The 16303-nt window shown below is 44.6% G+C and carries 15 protein-coding genes; all 15 read right to left on the reverse strand.

Features of this window, described 5'->3' with window-relative positions; translation table 11 throughout:
* Positions 1–13: 13 nt before the first annotated feature.
* On the reverse strand, positions 14–316 hold the full coding sequence (locus P4361_RS13740) for a YlxQ family RNA-binding protein (RefSeq protein ID WP_369795759.1): 303 nt from the start codon (positions 314–316) through the stop codon (positions 14–16).
* 1 nt (position 317) lies between these two features.
* Positions 318–578: an RNase P modulator RnpM gene (gene rnpM, locus P4361_RS13745; protein ID WP_062231800.1), complete on the reverse strand. Its 261-nt coding sequence runs from the start codon at positions 576–578 to the stop codon at positions 318–320.
* Between the two features lie 27 nt (positions 579–605).
* On the reverse strand, positions 606–1697 hold the full coding sequence (nusA, locus tag P4361_RS13750; RefSeq protein WP_265407654.1) for a transcription termination factor NusA: 1092 nt from the start codon (positions 1695–1697) through the stop codon (positions 606–608).
* A gap of 17 nt (positions 1698–1714) precedes the next feature.
* Complete coding sequence (rimP, locus tag P4361_RS13755) at positions 1715–2188, reverse strand: ribosome maturation factor RimP (protein WP_053354460.1); 474 nt, start codon at positions 2186–2188, stop codon at positions 1715–1717.
* Positions 2189–2349: 161 nt separating this feature from the next.
* Positions 2350–6645: a PolC-type DNA polymerase III gene (locus P4361_RS13760; RefSeq protein ID WP_328089768.1), complete on the reverse strand. Its 4296-nt coding sequence runs from the start codon at positions 6643–6645 to the stop codon at positions 2350–2352.
* Positions 6646–6745: 100 nt separating this feature from the next.
* Positions 6746–8458 carry a proline--tRNA ligase gene (locus P4361_RS13765; RefSeq protein ID WP_091005467.1) on the reverse strand — a complete coding sequence of 571 codons (1713 nt, stop codon included), beginning with the start codon at positions 8456–8458 and terminating at the stop codon, positions 6746–6748.
* 20 nt (positions 8459–8478) lie between these two features.
* Positions 8479–9756 (reverse strand): RIP metalloprotease RseP, encoded by a 1278-nt coding sequence (rseP, locus tag P4361_RS13770; protein ID WP_053354463.1) that lies wholly within the window; start codon positions 9754–9756, stop codon positions 8479–8481.
* 16 nt (positions 9757–9772) lie between these two features.
* A complete protein-coding gene (locus P4361_RS13775; protein ID WP_328089770.1) occupies positions 9773–10921 on the reverse strand; it encodes a 1-deoxy-D-xylulose-5-phosphate reductoisomerase in 1149 nt (382 codons plus the stop codon).
* A 23-nt stretch (positions 10922–10944) separates the two neighbouring features.
* The gene (locus P4361_RS13780) at positions 10945–11739 is read right to left on the reverse strand and encodes a phosphatidate cytidylyltransferase (protein WP_053354465.1); all 795 of its coding nucleotides are present in this window, start codon (positions 11737–11739) and stop codon (positions 10945–10947) included.
* Between the two features lie 15 nt (positions 11740–11754).
* Complete coding sequence (locus tag P4361_RS13785) at positions 11755–12513, reverse strand: isoprenyl transferase (RefSeq protein WP_328089771.1); 759 nt, start codon at positions 12511–12513, stop codon at positions 11755–11757.
* An 86-nt stretch (positions 12514–12599) separates the two neighbouring features.
* Positions 12600–13157: a ribosome recycling factor gene (gene frr / locus P4361_RS13790; protein ID WP_053354467.1), complete on the reverse strand. Its 558-nt coding sequence runs from the start codon at positions 13155–13157 to the stop codon at positions 12600–12602.
* The gene (pyrH, locus tag P4361_RS13795; protein ID WP_053358273.1) at positions 13157–13882 is read right to left on the reverse strand and encodes a UMP kinase; all 726 of its coding nucleotides are present in this window, start codon (positions 13880–13882) and stop codon (positions 13157–13159) included. Before pyrH ends, frr begins: the two co-directional genes overlap by 1 nt.
* A gap of 95 nt (positions 13883–13977) precedes the next feature.
* Positions 13978–14862, reverse strand: coding sequence for a translation elongation factor Ts (gene tsf / locus P4361_RS13800; RefSeq protein ID WP_328089772.1), 885 nt, complete (start codon positions 14860–14862; stop codon positions 13978–13980).
* Between the two features lie 102 nt (positions 14863–14964).
* On the reverse strand, positions 14965–15690 hold the full coding sequence (gene rpsB / locus P4361_RS13805) for a 30S ribosomal protein S2 (RefSeq protein WP_053354469.1): 726 nt from the start codon (positions 15688–15690) through the stop codon (positions 14965–14967).
* Positions 15691–15865: 175 nt separating this feature from the next.
* Complete coding sequence (locus tag P4361_RS13810) at positions 15866–16294, reverse strand: DUF6115 domain-containing protein (RefSeq protein ID WP_328089773.1); 429 nt, start codon at positions 16292–16294, stop codon at positions 15866–15868.
* Between the last annotated feature and the right edge of the window lie 9 nt (positions 16295–16303).

Consider the following 16303-nt stretch of genomic DNA (forward strand, 5'->3'; position numbering starts at 1 on the left):
ACCCCCGATTGGTTTAATCAAGTAAAGCAGTTAACTTTTTCGTAAAACCAACATCTGTCACGGCAACCACTACCCGCTGGTCTTTGCCGATAGCACTGCCGAGACTATAGCGGTCATCTACCCATCTTACTTCTACTTTATAGTAAGCGCATTTATCGGTAACTTTCTTCCTTGTGTTTGCCGATGCATCCTGTGAGAGGATAACAAGCTTTGCGTTCTGCCGCTGTACAGCTTTAACAACAAGCTCCTCTCCGGAAATGCATTTACCTGCCCGGTTTGCCAACCCCAGCAGTGAAGCCCATTTAGATGCAGTCAAATTAGAGGACTCCTTTTTCGAGTTCTGAAAACACATCATCCGTAACAGGAGCTTTCAGTTGATTGCTCAAGCTTCCTTTTTTTTTCGCAAGTGCAAAACAGGACGCCTGGTTGCATAAATACGCGCCTCTGCCCGATTTCTTTCCGGTTCGATCAACGAAAACTTCGCCTTCAGGAGAACGGACCACACGCACTAACTCTTTCTTGGGTTTCATTTCCTGGCAAGCCACGCATTTACGCATAGGAATTTTACGGGTTTTCATCCAGCCCCACCCCCATCTTCATTAAAACTATTCTTCGGAAACTTCGAAATTCCCCTCTGCTTCTTCACCGTTATAAAGCCCTGATTCTTCAGCATCAGACTGGCTTTTAATATCAATCTTCCAGCCCGTCAATTTCGCTGCAAGCCTCGCATTTTGTCCACGCTTGCCGATTGCAAGAGACAGCTGATAATCAGGAACGATGACAGTTGTCATCTTTTCTTCTTCATTGACAAGCACTTCAAGCACCTTTGCGGGGCTTAGAGCATTTGCCACATAAACGACCGGATCTTCAGACCAGCGGACGATGTCGATCTTTTCACCATTAAGCTCATTTACGATAGTTTGGACACGGCCGCCTTTTTGTCCAACACATGAACCCACTGGATCCACTTCGGGGTCAGCAGCATGGACGGCAATCTTGGAACGGTCTCCTGCTTCCCTAGCAATGGATTTCACTTCTACTGTTCCATCATAGATTTCAGGAACCTCAAGTTCAAATAGGCGCTTCAGCAATCCCGGATGTGTTCTTGAAACAAGGATCTGCGGCCCTTTCGTTGTTTTTTCAACTTTTGTAATAAAAACTTTAATTCGGTCATTCGTCGTGTATTTTTCACCCGGCATCTGTTCTGTTGCAGGAAGCAATGCTTCAACTCGGCCAAGGTTCACATAGATGTATCGGTGGTCTTGTCTTTGAACCACTCCTGTAATGATATCTTCCTCGCGGTCGATGAATTCAGAGAAAATAATGCCGCGTTCAGCTTCGCGGACTCTCTGGGTAACAACCTGTTTTGCCGTCTGTGCAGCAATTCTTCCAAAATCACGCGGAGTGACTTCCAGCTCCACAATATCTTCAAGCTCATACTGCGGATTGATCTTTTGAGCTTCTTCAACTGAAAGTTCCTGCCTTGGATCCGTTACTTCTTCAACAACGTTCTTTCGGGCAAAAACCCTGATGCTTCCAGTCGTTGTATTAAAATCAACTCTTACATTCTGTGCTTGGTGAAAGTTTCTTTTATAAGCTGAAATCAATGCAGCTTCGATCGCTTCAATTAATATATCCTTGCTGATTCCTTTTTCTTTCTCCAAAAACGTCAGTGCATCTAATAGCTCGCTACTCATCCATCTTCTCCCCTTTATTAATTGAACACAACCGCAAGTCTGGCACTTGCTATCTTGTTATATGGCAGTTCTACCTCGGTATTCCGGGTTTTAACTTTTACCTGCAGTTTTATAGTTTCTCCGTCAAATCCTAGCAGTTTGCCCTCAAACTCCTTTACACCATCAACCTGCTCATACATTTTAATGTGGACATTTTTCCCTATCGCTTTTGCAATGTCTTCCGGTTTTTTCAAAGGCCGTTCAACGCCGGGTGAAGAAACTTCCAAAAAGTATGCCTGTTCAATCGGATCAGAAGCGTCCAGCTTTTCGCTGAGCCGTTCACTTACCGTCCCGCAATCCTCAATGTCTACACCTGTTTCATTATCAATAAATACGCGAAGGAACCAGTTTTTTCCTTCTTTTACAAACTCGATATCTACCAGCTCAAGGTTCAACTCATCAAGTATCGGCACCACAAGCTCTTCGGTAGTTTCAGTGATTTTCTTACTCATTAGAATCCTCCCTTCTACCAAAAAAATCCTTTTCCAAAACGAAACGAAAGAGTGGGTTTCCCCACTCTTTTCCCGAAAGGTATTCATAAGTATTTCCAAATTTACTATATCATAATCTAAGGGTTTATGCAACTTGCCTTACCATCAGCGCTATGCTCATTTTAGAAGAGAGAGAGCTGGTTGGCTTCAGGCATGCCTGCAAGACAGCCCTGTTCATCCAGATAGTCGATGATCGTTTTAGATAGGCGAGCCCTCTGCTGAAGATCCTCTTTCGAGAGGAACTCACCGTCTTCGCGCGACTTCACGATATTGAGAGCCGCATTGGTACCAAGGCCGGCAATGGAGTTGAACGGCGGGATAAGCTGGTTTCCTTCCACCAAAAACTCGGTTGCGCTTGAGCGGTAAAGATCCACTTTTCCAAAAGAGAATCCTCGTTCGCACATTTCCAACGCCAGTTCGAGAACTGTCTGCAAGTTCTTTTCCTTTGTAGAGGCATCCAGCCCTTTAGAAGAGATCTCTTCAATTTTAGCTTTGATGGCGCTTGAGCCTCTTACCATGGCGGTGATGTCAAAATCGTCGGCACGGACCGTAAAATAAGCAGCATAGAAAAGAATGGGATAATGCACTTTAAAGTAAGCGATTCTAACAGCCATCATAACATAGGCTGCAGCATGGGCTTTCGGGAACATATACTTGATCTTCAAGCATGAACCTATATACCAGTCCGGCACATCATTCTTTTTCATCTCTTCTACCCATTCAGGGATGAGTCCTTTTCCTTTACGAACGCTCTCCATGATCTTAAAGGCGAGTGAAGGATCAAGGCCTTTATAGATCAGATACACCATGATATCGTCACGGCAGCCGATTACGTCTTTCAGTTCGCACGTTCCATCAGCGATAAGCTCATTGGCATTATTGAGCCATACATCCGTTCCGTGAGAGAGGCCAGAGATCTGCACAAGCTCTGAGAACGTGCTCGGCTTCGTCTCTTCAAGCATCTGCCGGACGAACTTTGTCCCAAATTCCGGGATCCCTAGAGTACCGGTCTTACATAGAATCTGATCTTCTGTTACACCGAGTACTTCAGGCCCGGAAAATATTTTCATAACTTCCTGGTCAGATGCTGGAATCGTCTTCGGATCAATGCCGCTTAAATCCTGGAGCATCCGGATGACGGTCGGATCATCGTGTCCCAGTATATCGAGTTTCAAAAGGTTGTCATGGATGGAATGGAAGTCAAAATGCGTCGTCTTCCACTCGGAGTTCTTATCATCAGCAGGAAACTGGATCGGACAGAAGTCATAGATATCCATGTAATCCGGAACAACGATTATTCCGCCAGGATGCTGGCCGGTCGTCCGTTTTACACCGGTACAGCCAGAAACCAGCCTGTCCACTTCTGCAGAACGGAGATTGATGTTATGGTCAGATGCGTATCCTTTTACATAGCCATACGCTGTTTTCTCAGCAACTGTGCCAATTGTCCCCGCTCGATATACATACTCTTCTCCAAAAAGTTCCTTCGTATAGTTATGGGCTCGCGGCTGGTATTCACCTGAAAAGTTTAGATCGATATCTGGTACCTTATCCCCTTTGAAGCCAAGGAACGTTTCAAATGGAATATCCTGCCCGTCTTTTCTGTAGAGCACAAGGCATTGCGGGCATTCTTTGTCGGGAAGGTCGAAGCCTGATCCGACAGAACCATCATCAAAAAAGATCGATTCCTTACATTCCGGACAAACATAATGTGGCGGAAGGGGATTAACTTCCGTAATTTCTGTCATCGTCGCCACAAAGGATGACCCGACTGACCCCCTCGAACCAACAAGATATCCGTCAATCAGTGATTTTTTAACGAGCTTATGAGAAATGAGATAGATAACAGCGAACCCATGCCCAATGATGCTGTTCAGTTCTTTTTCCAGCCGTTTTTCCACGATATCAGGCAGTTTCTCGCCATAGATGCTGCGAGCCATCGAATAACTCATGTTCCGCACGTCATCTTCAGCACCAGGAATTTTTGGCGTGTACAAGTCATCAGGTATCGGCTTGATCTCTTCGATCTGGGCGGCAACTTTTTGGGTATTCGCTACAACAACCTCAAACGCCTTCTCTTCTCCCAGGAACGAGAAACAATCGAGCATTTCGTCTGTTGTCCGAAAATGGACTTCAGGCAAGCTTTGCCTATTAAGCGGGTTTGCCCCACCCTGGCTTGAAATAAGAATTTTTCGGTAGATGGCATCATTTTGTTCCAGATAATGGACATTACCTGCAGCAACTACAGGCTTTCCAAGCTTTTCACCAAGTTTGACGATATTTCCGATAATCTCCCTTAACGCCAGCTCATCCTGTATCAGCTCTCGTTCGATCAGATGATAGTAGTTGGATGGAGGCTGGATCTCAAGATAATCATAAAACTTTGCGATTTCTTCCACTTCTGCCGGAGCTTTCTGCATCATGCCCTCGAAGACTTCTCCCTTGTCACAGCCTGAACCGATAAGCAGTCCTTCCCGGTATTTCGCCAGACGTGAGCGAGGAATCCTTGGTGTTCTGTAAAAATAATTCAAATGAGACTCAGATATGAGCTGGTATAAATTTTTCAATCCCTGCTGGGTTTGGGCGAACAGAATACAATGAGAAGGCCGGCTCCTCATATAGCCACCCTGCCCCATGTTTTCATTCAGCTGGTCATGAAACTCTATCCCTTTTTGGAATGATTCCTTTAATAGTTTCCATAATAGATACCCGGTAGCTTCTGCATCGTAAATGGCCCTGTGGTGCTGGGTCAGTTCAATATCAAACTTTTTACAAAGTGTGTTCAGTCTGTGATTTTTCAGTTCGGGCAGAATAAAACGCGCAAGTTCCAAGGTATCGATGACCGGATTACGAGCCTCCTGGATTCCGATTTTACGAAATCCTTCGTTCAAGAATCCCATGTCGAAGCTGGCATTGTGAGCTACAAGAATATCATTGCCCATGAACGTTTCAAAACGCCTTAAAACTTCCTCGATCTCTGGAGCGTCTCTCACCATATCGTCGGTGATTCCCGTCAGATTGATCGTAGTGTCTGAAAGCGGCTCATGCGGATTCGCAAACGACTCAAACCGATCAATAATCTCCCCGTTTAGCACCTTAACGGCAGCAAGCTCAATGATCTTATTGTAAACGGCCGATAAACCTGTCGTCTCTACGTCAAAAACGATATAGGACTCATCGGCGAGTTTACGATGCTGCTCATTGTATGCGATCGGCACTCCGTCATCCACTAGATTTGCTTCCACACCATACAGGACTTTAATTCCATTCTTCTTCCCGGCAGAGTAAGCCTCCGGAAAGGATTGAACGCCAGCATGGTCGGTTATCGCTACTGCTTCATGGCCCCATTTGCTCGCTTGGCCGATCAGCCTGGATGCCGATGTTACGGCGTCCATCTGGCTCATTGGGGTATGAAGATGAAGTTCTACCCTTTTCTTTCCTTCTTCAGCAAGATCTTTCCTTGTTTCAGGTTTGATCTCGTTGATGTCGTTAGCGATCATTACTAGATCACGAACGAACGTATCATTTTGGATTCCGCCCCGGACCTTCACCCAGATTCCTTTTTTAACAGCTTGTAAAATCGGTATATCCTCTTTATCTCTTGAGAAGATCTTCACCATGATTGAATCGGTGTAATCGGTAATCTTAAACGTAAGCAGCGTTCGGCCGCTTCTAAGTTCCCGTGTCTCCGCATCAAAAACGAATCCCTGCAGAGTAACCTTCCGTTCTTCATCTTGAATCGTTTCAATGGAAACAGGGTCATCGGGAATCTTGTAACCTATCATGATCTCTGATGGAGCAGAAGAAGCATCTCGTTTATCTGCTTTCTCCTTCTCAATAAGCGCAGCGAGCACTTTATCTGCGTCTTCCTGCTTTTTCTGATCAACGAACTTTTGAAATTCCTCTTCACTGTGTTTTACTTCGATCTCGAGAGACACCGATTCCATACCGAACGAGCGGTAGACTTCTGTCATCGCTGAAGAAAGCTTTCTTTTGATGAGCAAGCCTTCAGCCTCGTTTCTTACCGTAACTTTTATTTTGTTCCCCGTCACTTCTGGTGTCTGCCCTAAGAGGCCAGGTATAAGAGAGCTCGCTGTTGTTTTAAGCTTCTCACAGCATATCTCCCAATATTGGCTTAATAATGTTTCTTCGCAGTCTTTCGTTTCGCAGCGGACGGAAAACGATACTTTTGCAATATGTTCAAACGCCTGAGTTAATTTCGCGGTAAAAAACGTATAAACATTGGCAGGCATTGGCTTAGGCAATGAAAAATAAAAATGCCAGCTTCTGTCGTTCTTATCGATGGCGAGCTTTTGAACGCTGCCTTCGCCAAGGTGCTGGCGCAGTTCGTCCGGGATGCCAATCTGGTCCAACAGCAGAGCGAAGCGTTCTTTTCTTACCTGATCGTCACTGTTCATGATGCCCTCCTTCCATAAATAAGAGGATGACTTAGGTTGGAAAGCCCAATTCCCCAAAGAATTCCTTCGGGTGTCAGGCACATAAGTCATCCCCTGGATGCTAGCGCGCTAGTATTTCGCGGCGGCTTTTAACGGCCTCCACTAGTTCTGAAACATGTATCTCGGCAACTTCACCGGTTTTTCTGATTTTCAATTCCACAATTCCTTCGCCTGCTTTTTTTCCTGCAGTAATGCGGATTGGAATTCCGATTAGATCAGCATCGGCGAATTTGACACCTGCACGCTCTTTTCGGTCATCATAAAGACAATCATAGCCTGCATCCTTTAACTCATCATACAGCTTTTCGCTGAGACTTGCCTGAATGTCGTCCTTGCTGTTGGCCGCAATGAGATGCACATCAAACGGAGCAAGTGAAACTGGCCAGATGAGCCCTCTTTCATCGTTGTTCTCTTCCGCTACAGCAGCAAGTGTACGTGAAACCCCAATCCCATAGCAGCCCATTGTCATGATCTGATTTTTTCCGTTCTCATCAAGAAATGCTGCGTTTAATGGTTCACTATAGACTTGTCCGAGCTTGAAGACATGCCCCACTTCAATTCCTTTTGCGAACCGGATCGTTCCATTTCCGTCCGGTGAAGCATCACCTTCCTGGATGAAACGGAGATCAGCATATTGAGAAACACTGAAATCTTTACCCGGATTCACATTTTTATAGTGATAGCCTTCTTCATTAGCACCAATGACGGCGTTCACCATATACTCAACTGCTTCATCTGCGATGACCTTCACATTCTCAGGTGCTGAAACAGGGCCGATATTGCCCGGCTTGCAGCCCATCATAGCTTCTGTCTGCTCAGCAGCTGCCAGTTCCACTTGTTCTGCACCAAGCGTATTTTTAACCTTGATATCATTTACCTCATGATCTCCGCGGACGAGAACGAGTACAGGTTCATCGTCTGCCATAAACAGAACAGATTTGATGATTTGACCTGATTCTACATTTAAATAGGCAGCCACTTCTTCAATGGTTTTTGCATTATCGGTTTGAATTTTTTCCGATTCTTTTTTTGCTTCATCAGATGTTTCATAAACCTCGCTGACAGGAGCCATTTCAATGTTCGCTGCAAAATCGGATTCGGTAGAATAAGCAATCAAGTCTTCACCAATCTCAGAAAGTACCATAAATTCATGATTGTCTTTTCCGCCAATCGCTCCTGAATCTGCAAGGACCGCTCTAAAGTTTAAGCCGCATCGGCTGAAAATAGCTTTATAAGCTTCTTTCATTCCTTCATAGGTATCATCCAGGCTTTCCTTGTCAGCATGGAAAGAATAGGCATCTTTCATGATGAACTCGCGGCCTCTAAGAAGCCCGAAACGAGGACGTTTTTCATCTCTGTATTTTGTTTGGATCTGAAAAAGATTAAGTGGCAGCTTTTTATAAGACTTTACTTCATCGCGAATCAGGCTCGTGATGACTTCCTCATGGGTTGGACCAAGCGCAAATTCACGCCCGTGACGGTCTTTTAAACGCATGAGTTCCGGGCCATAGGAATACCATCTTCCTGATTCCTGCCATAGTTCAGCAAGCTGAAGCGCCGGCATGCCAAGCTCATTGGAGCCTGCATTCTCCATTTCTTCGCGAATGATTGCTTCTACTTTATGAAGTACCTTTTTCCCTAAAGGCAAAAACGAATAGATTCCAGCTGCATTCTGACGGATAAAACCCGCTCTGAGCAGCAGCTGATGGCTGACAACATCGGCATCTGCCGGAACTTCTCTTAATGTTGGTGCGAACAACCTGCTTTGCTTCATCTCTCCACCTCAACTAAAACTTATTGATCAATTTTATCTAAAAAGAATTTATGAATATCATTCCATGTAACGACCAGCATCAGGAGCATCAGAAACGCAAATCCGATAAAGTGGACGAGCCCTTCTTTCTGCGGATCGATAGGCTTTCCTCTTAATGCTTCAAGTGCCAGGAATAGGAGTCTTCCGCCGTCTAGTGCGGGCAGCGGCAATAGATTAAAGATGGCCAGGTTGATGCTAAGTACAGCCGCCCACTGCAGGAGCATAGGAATTCCGCCCTCTGTTGCTTTATTCGTATACTCGTAAATTCCAACCGGTCCGGAAAGCTGATCAAATCCATGTTTTCCTGTAATCAGGTCACCTAGGCCAATAAAGATCATCTTCGTCATGAACCATGTCTGTTTTGCTCCGTAGGAGACAGAACCCAATAAAGAAAACTCAGTGGACGGATAAGCCCCGATAAACCCTTCCTTGTTCCCTTTGTTATCCATATCCCTTTCGCCTGGAGTGACTGGCTTTTTAAGAGTCTGTCCGTTCCGGTCAATTTCGAAGGTCAGTTCTTCTCCCGGATTCTGTTGTATGAATGAAACCAGCTCTTCCCAGTTACTGACTTTATCACCGTTGACCGAAACGATCTTATCACCCTTCTGCAGGCCAGATTTTATGGCAGCTCCATCCGGTGCCAGATTACCCAGCCTCGCTTCTTTCGTCGGGATGCCCTGAAACAGTGAAAAACTCATCAATACGATGAACGCAAGCAGCACATTCATGAACGGACCGGCAAAGATTGCGAGCGTCCTCTGCATTAGCGTCTTGGAACCAAACTGTCTGTCATACGGTGCGATCTGCATTTCCTGGTGGTCAGCTGCATACATCGCTTGCGGATCTACTTTATAGATAAGACGTTCGCCTTCCTCATTTTCAAATCCGCGGATAATCAGATCCCTTTCCAGATCGGCACTTTCTACGGTAATGACTTTTTGAATCTCATATTTTTCTTTATGGTTCACGATAATCTTCTGTACATTGCCTTCCGGGTTAAAAATCAAACCAACCCTGTAGCCCGGTTTAAGCTCGATGCCTTCAGGATCTTCCCCAGCCATTCTTACAAATCCACCAAGGGGGAGAAGGCGAACCGTGTATGTCGTTTCGTTCTTCTTGAATGCAAAAATTTTAGGACCGAACCCGATGGCAAATTCTCTGCATAGAATACCTGCTCTTTTGGCAAGAAGCAAATGGCCAAGTTCATGAAAGAACACAAGTGCACCCAGGATAATAACGATGGCAATGACTGTATTCATAACCTTTTACCCACCTTTAATTTAGTAATGACTGAACATACTGCCTTGTAAGTCTATCGATTGCCTGTATCTCTTCCAGCGTTGGCCGTTCGATGAACTCATGCTGCTCCATAGCCTTTTCAATAAAATCTTCAATCCTTAAGAAAGGAATCTTCCGGTCTAGAAAAAGTTGAACAGCTTCTTCGTTTGCAGCATTCATGGCTGTTGTCATCGTACCGCCCTTCTCACCGGCAATGTATGCCAGCTTCAGACAGCGGAACCGTTCCTGATCCATCTTTCCAAAGTGAAGTTTGCTTATTTCCCATAAGTTTAACCTTTTGGATGAAGGCAGTTCAAGTCTGTCGGGATACGTAAGAGCATATTGGATAGGAACCCTCATATCAGGGTTTCCAAGGTGAGCCAGTGTGCTGCCGTCCTTGTACTCTACCATAGAGTGTATGATGCTTTCTTTGTGTAAGATGACGTCTATTTTTGAATACGGGATATTAAACAGCCAATGTGCTTCAATAACTTCTAATCCTTTATTCATCATCGTAGCGGAATCAATGGTGATTTTGGCACCCATCGACCAGTTTGGATGGTTCAGCGCTTGATCTACTGTTACATCAGCCAGCTGGTTTCTCGTATAATCACGTAAACTTCCGCCGGAGGCCGTCAAGATCAGGCGTTCGATCTGCTTGGGATTTTCTCCATTCAAACATTGGAAGATCGCTGAATGCTCACTGTCCACGGGCAGAATTCGGACACCATGCTTTTCTGCGAGTTCCATCACGATATGCCCCGCCGTCACTAGTGTTTCTTTATTAGCGATCGCAATGTCTTTGCCGGCTTTTATTGCATGGATGGTAGGGAGGAGCCCTACACTCCCCATCACAGCGCTGACGACGATGTCTGCTTCGGTCGCAGCAGCCGCTTCGATTAAGCCTTCTTCTCCAAAAACGATGCGGAAGCTGTTCCCCAGCTTCAACCGAAGCCGGTCAGCATCCTCCTTTTTCTGGACAGCAATCACTTCTGGCTCAAACTTTTGGATGATCTCCAATCCTTTTTCCATATTCTTCCCAAAAGAAATGGCTGTTAACCGAAACTGCTCAGGGTGCTGCTCGATCACATCAAGAGTCTGTACTCCTATTGAACCTGTAGCACCCAATAAACTGATTTTTTTCATAGATTACTCCTTGTCCTTTTCTCTTAAGCAAGCAAGTGCAGAATATGCAGGAGAGGAAGAACGAACAGCCAGCTGTCCGTACGGTCTAAAATCCCGCCATGCCCCGGCAGCAGATTGCCAGAGTCCTTCACCCCGTAATGCCGTTTAAATGCAGACTGCGCAAGATCCCCGATTTGTCCAAAAATACCCGCGATAACCGCCATTAAAATGACTACTGAGAGCGTAAAAGGAATAAAGTTAAACGCATAGCACAGCAAACCTACAGCAATGCTGGTGATAATTCCGCCTACAGCCCCTTCCACGGTCTTATTCGGGCTGATTACAGGCCATAGTTTTGTTTTCCCTATCGATTTCCCTGTAAAATAAGCTCCCGAATCTGCACCCCAGATCATGAATAGGATGAAGAATAAGATCGGCAGGCCTTGATCCATCAGCCTCGTTTCAAGAATATAGTGAAATCCATATCCGACATATAAAGAAGAGAGAATGACGAATCCAGCATCATCAAATGTAAATCTGTTCTTCGTTATAACCGTTACCACCAGGATCAGCAGCAAAGCAAGAACAATCGGTTCAGCACCTGAGAAATAGCCAAGATACGTTTCTTTCCAATTTTCAGGAATAACGGTCGCCAGAGTCAGCAGCAGCCCGATGAGCCCCTGAACAGACAGAATCGTTATCTTTTTCATTCTAAGCAATTCATGCAAACCAATCACTGCCAATGCGATGATAACGAGAGTAAAGGGCAATTTGCCATAAACGGTAACTCCTATAAAAAGAAGAGCGGCAATAATACCCGTGATGATACGTTCCTTCATAAATCCTCCTTCTTATTATACACCGCCATAACGCCGACCGCGATTTTGATAGTCGTAAATGGCTTTTTTTAAATGTTCCTCAGTAAAATCGGGCCAATTGATGTCGGTAAACCAAAATTCACTGTAAGCCAGCTGCCACAGCATAAAATTGCTGAGACGGATTTCTCCGCTTGTTCTGATGAGCAAATCAGGATCAGGCAGGCTTGCACTCATCAAATACTGGCTGATCAGTTCTTCGCTGACGTCCTCCTGATCCACTGCACCTTTGCCGATGTCTTGGATAATTTGAGTAAGAGCGGTTGTAATTTCGTTTCTGCTTCCGTAATTCAAGGCAAAATTCAAAACGAGTCCCGTGTTGCTCTTTGTTTTTTCAATCGCCTCGTCAACAGCCTGGATGGTATGTATCGGCAATACTTCTTTATGCCCCATGATCGTAACGCGCACATTCTGTTCAATCAGTTCAGGCAAGAAGCTATTCAAGAATTCACCGGGCAGCTTCATAAGAAAATCCACTTCATCCCGCGGACGCTTCCAGTTCTCTGTTGAAAAAGCATAAAGTGTAAGAACTTTTACGCCAAGATCACTTGCGTGCTTGACCACTTTTTTAACAACCTTCATTCCTTCATGATGTCCGGCAATCCTTGGGAGACCGCGCCGTTTTGCCCAGCGTCCGTTGCCGTCCATAATAATAGCGACATGAGCGGGTATTAAATCATCTTTTATATCCATCACAAATTTTTCGTCTTTTTTCCAGAATGTAATTCTGTCAAGCATGGCAGAGCCCCCATTTAGTCCAGACTTAACAAAAAAACCCCCTGTATAAAGAGGGCTTTTCTTATTTTATTTTACATGGAAATCAATTATACTTCCATGATTTCTTTCTCTTTATTTACAGCGACAGAATCTACTTCGCTAATGTATTTGTCTGTAAGCTTTTGTACGTCCTCGCTGTAGCGGCGCAGTTCGTCTTCTGTGATCTCACCGTCTTTTTCTGATTTTTTCAAATCATCGTTGGCATCACGGCGAACGTTTCGAAGAGCTACTTTTGCTTCTTCACCGTATTTTTTAACGAGCTTAACGAGTTCTTTGCGTCTTTCTTCTGTCAGAGGAGGAATCGCAATCCTGATCACTTGGCCATCATTAGAAGTCGTCAGCCCAAGATCAGATTTTTGAATCGCTTTTTCAACATCATTCAAGGCGGATTTGTCATAAGGCTGAATGACCAATAAACGGGCCTCCGGCACAGATATTCCCGCTAATTGGTTAATCGGAGTCTGTGCTCCGTAATAATCGACATGAATACGATCCAAAAGCGCAGGGTTAGCTCGGCCGGCACGTATAGTTGAAAGTTCACGCTGAAAAGATGAAATGCCTTTTTTCATTCGGTCTTCTGCGTTTGTCAAAATTTCCTTTGCCATTAATTATTCCCCCTAATCGTCGTTCCGATTTCTTCACCTATAACTACACGCTTAATGTTGCCCTCTTCCATGATGGAGAATACGATAAGCGGTATATCATTGTCCATACATAAAGAAGAAGCTGTTGTATCCATTACTGCAAGTCCTTCTTTCAGAAGATCAAGGTAGGATAAAGTATTGTATTTTACAGCTGTTTGATCAATCGTCGGATCAGCAGAATATACGCCATCCACATTGTTTTTAGCCATCAGTATGACTTCAGCTTCAATTTCCGCAGCGCGTAGAGCAGCTGTCGTATCCGTTGAAAAATATGGATTTCCCGTTCCTGCTGCAAAAATAACAACACGTTTCTTTTCAAGGTGACGAATAGCTTTTCTGCGAATATACGGTTCAGCTACCTGACGCATTTCAATTGAAGTCTGTACCCTTGTCTGAACACCGATGTTCTCCAGGCTGTCCTGCAACGCCAGGGAGTTCATGACGGTCGCAAGCATTCCCATGTAATCAGCGGAAGCACGATCCATTCCCATTTCACTTCCCGCTTTGCCTCTCCATAGATTACCGCCGCCAACAACTACAGCAACTTCTACACCAAGCTCAACGATGTCTTTGACTTGGTTGGCTATGGACTGAATGACAGCCGGGTCAATTCCGCTGCCTTTTCCGCCGGCAAGTGCTTCTCCGCTTAGTTTTAGGACTACTCGTTTGTATTTTGAAGTACTCATAATTCCCTCCGTATCCATCACCTTATTATAGCTTGCTTCTTCCGTTCTGAAAAAAAGGGAACACACTGTGCTCCCTCATTCTGCTTTTTACTGCATTACTTTTTAACTTGAGACATTACTTCTTCAGCGAAGTTATCTTCGCGTTTTTCCATTCCTTCTCCAACTTCAAAACGAACGAATGCTTTTACAGTTCCGCCTTTAGAAGCCACATATTTACCTACTTTTTGATCTGGGTCTTTGACGAAAGACTGGTCGTTCAAGCAGATCTCTTCGAAGAACTTGCCAAGGCGTCCTTCTACCATTTTAGCAACGATATTTTCCGGCTTTCCTTCGTTTAGAGCCTGTTGAGTAAGAACTTCACGCTCACGCGCTACTTCTTCTTCGCTTACCGCATCACGGGTGATGTAGCGAGGGTTGACTGCAGCTACATGCATAGCTACGTCTTTTGCAACTGCTTCGTCATTAGTTCCTTCTACTACAGAAAGTACGCCGATGCGTCCGCCCATGTGAAGGTAAGCTCCAAATACAGCATTTTCGCCTTTTTCAATGATTTGGAAACGGCGAAGAGAGATTTTCTCTCCAATTTTAGCGATCGCATTGTTTAGGTAATCGTTAACTGAAATGCCTTCACTTTTGATTTCTGAAGAAAGTGCTTCTTCTACAGAAGAAACGTTCGCTTCAAGAAGGTGCTTAGCAAGCACAGAGATCAATGCTGTGAAGTTTTCGTTTTTCGCAACAAAGTCAGTTTCTGAGTTCACTTCAAGGATTACAGCTTTGTTTCCGTCTACAACAACAGAAGTTAAACCTTCTGCAGCGATACGGTCAGCTTTTTTAGCTGCTTTCGCGATTCCTTTTTCACGAAGGAAGTCGATTGCTTTTTCCATGTCACCGTTTGTTTCTGTCAAAGCTTTTTTGCAATCCATCATCCCCGCGCCTGTTTTTTCGCGCAATTCTTTTACCATTTGAGCTGTTACTGCCATAATGTAATTCCTCCTTTGGTTTATGTAAAGCATGGTTGACTTTAGCATTAAAAAAGGGCGTGAAAGGGCTTATCCCCTCCATCACCCTTCTGTTTATATTGCTTATGCAGATGTTTCTTCGTCGTTTTGAGCTTCTTGCTCTTCTCCGCCTTGGTTAGCTTCGATAATAGCATCAGCCATTTTTCCAGTAAGAAGTTTTACTGCACGAATCGCATCATCGTTACCAGGAATCACGTGATCAACTTCGTCAGGATCACAGTTTGTATCCACGATAGCGATAATAGGAATGTTCAGCTTGCGAGCTTCTGCTACAGCAATTCGCTCTTTGCGAGGATCTACGATGAATAGCGCATCTGGAAGGCTGTTCATTTCTTTGATTCCGCCCAAGAACTTTTCAAGACGATCCATTTCCTTTTTAAGAAGGATAACTTCTTTTTTAGGAAGAACATCAAAAGTCCCGTCTTCTTGCATTCTTTCAAGTTCTTTTAAACGGTTGATACGTTTGCGGATAGTTCCGAAGTTTGTTAATGTTCCACCTAACCAGCGTTGGTTGATGAAGTACATGCCAGAACGAGCTGCTTCTTCTTTAACAGAATCTTGAGCTTGTTTTTTAGTACCTACGAAAAGAATTTTACCGCCGTTTGCAGCGATGTCTTTCATTACGTTGTAGCACTCTTCAACCTTTTTCACTGTTTTTTGAAGATCGATGATGTAAATGCCGTTACGCTCAGTGAAGATGTAACGAGACATTTTCGGATTCCAGCGACGTGTTTGATGTCCAAAGTGTACGCCGGCTTCCAATAGTTGTTTCATTGAAATGACTGCCATGATGGCACCTCCTGATGGTTTTGTTTTCCTCCGCCTGCTTCGCCTTTAGCCAAAACTGCAAATATGCAGCACCAATGGTTAAATCCGCAGACGTGTGTGATTAACACCGAAAGTAAATATACCATACTTCGGCACAGAGTAGCAAGATAAAATATAATTTCTTGTCGATAAATCCTTATCTAGCTCCATGAAACTTTAGGATCAGCTCGATCTCACCCTTGCCCCTGTCAAGCATTTTCGCAATCTCATCTGCAGTATAGCCACTTTCCGCATAATTTAAAACATCTTGATGCAAAATGGCGTCCTGAATGTCTTCTGTTGCGGCAGCTGGATTGCCATTCTCGGCATCCTCTATATGATTTTCAGCAGCAGGCTCGGTTTTTACAGGGCCTGTGCCGCAGTTTTCTTTGATCAGGTTCATGATCTCATCGTTCTGTTCTTTCATCTCGCTGGCATAGGCAAGGAGCAGATCTTCAAGCTCTCTTTTTACCTGTTCATCCTGAAGAGCAGCTCCACCGCTGCTCTGTTTCTGCCATAACACGGCAATCAAATAAAAACATAATACATTCAGCACTAAACTGACAGTGGTTAGAAAATACAGCATGTGATCCCC

This window comes from Fictibacillus sp. B-59209 (genome assembly GCF_036216745.1).
In the GTDB taxonomy this organism is placed as follows: domain Bacteria; phylum Bacillota; class Bacilli; order Bacillales; family Fictibacillaceae; genus Fictibacillus_C; species Fictibacillus_C marinisediminis.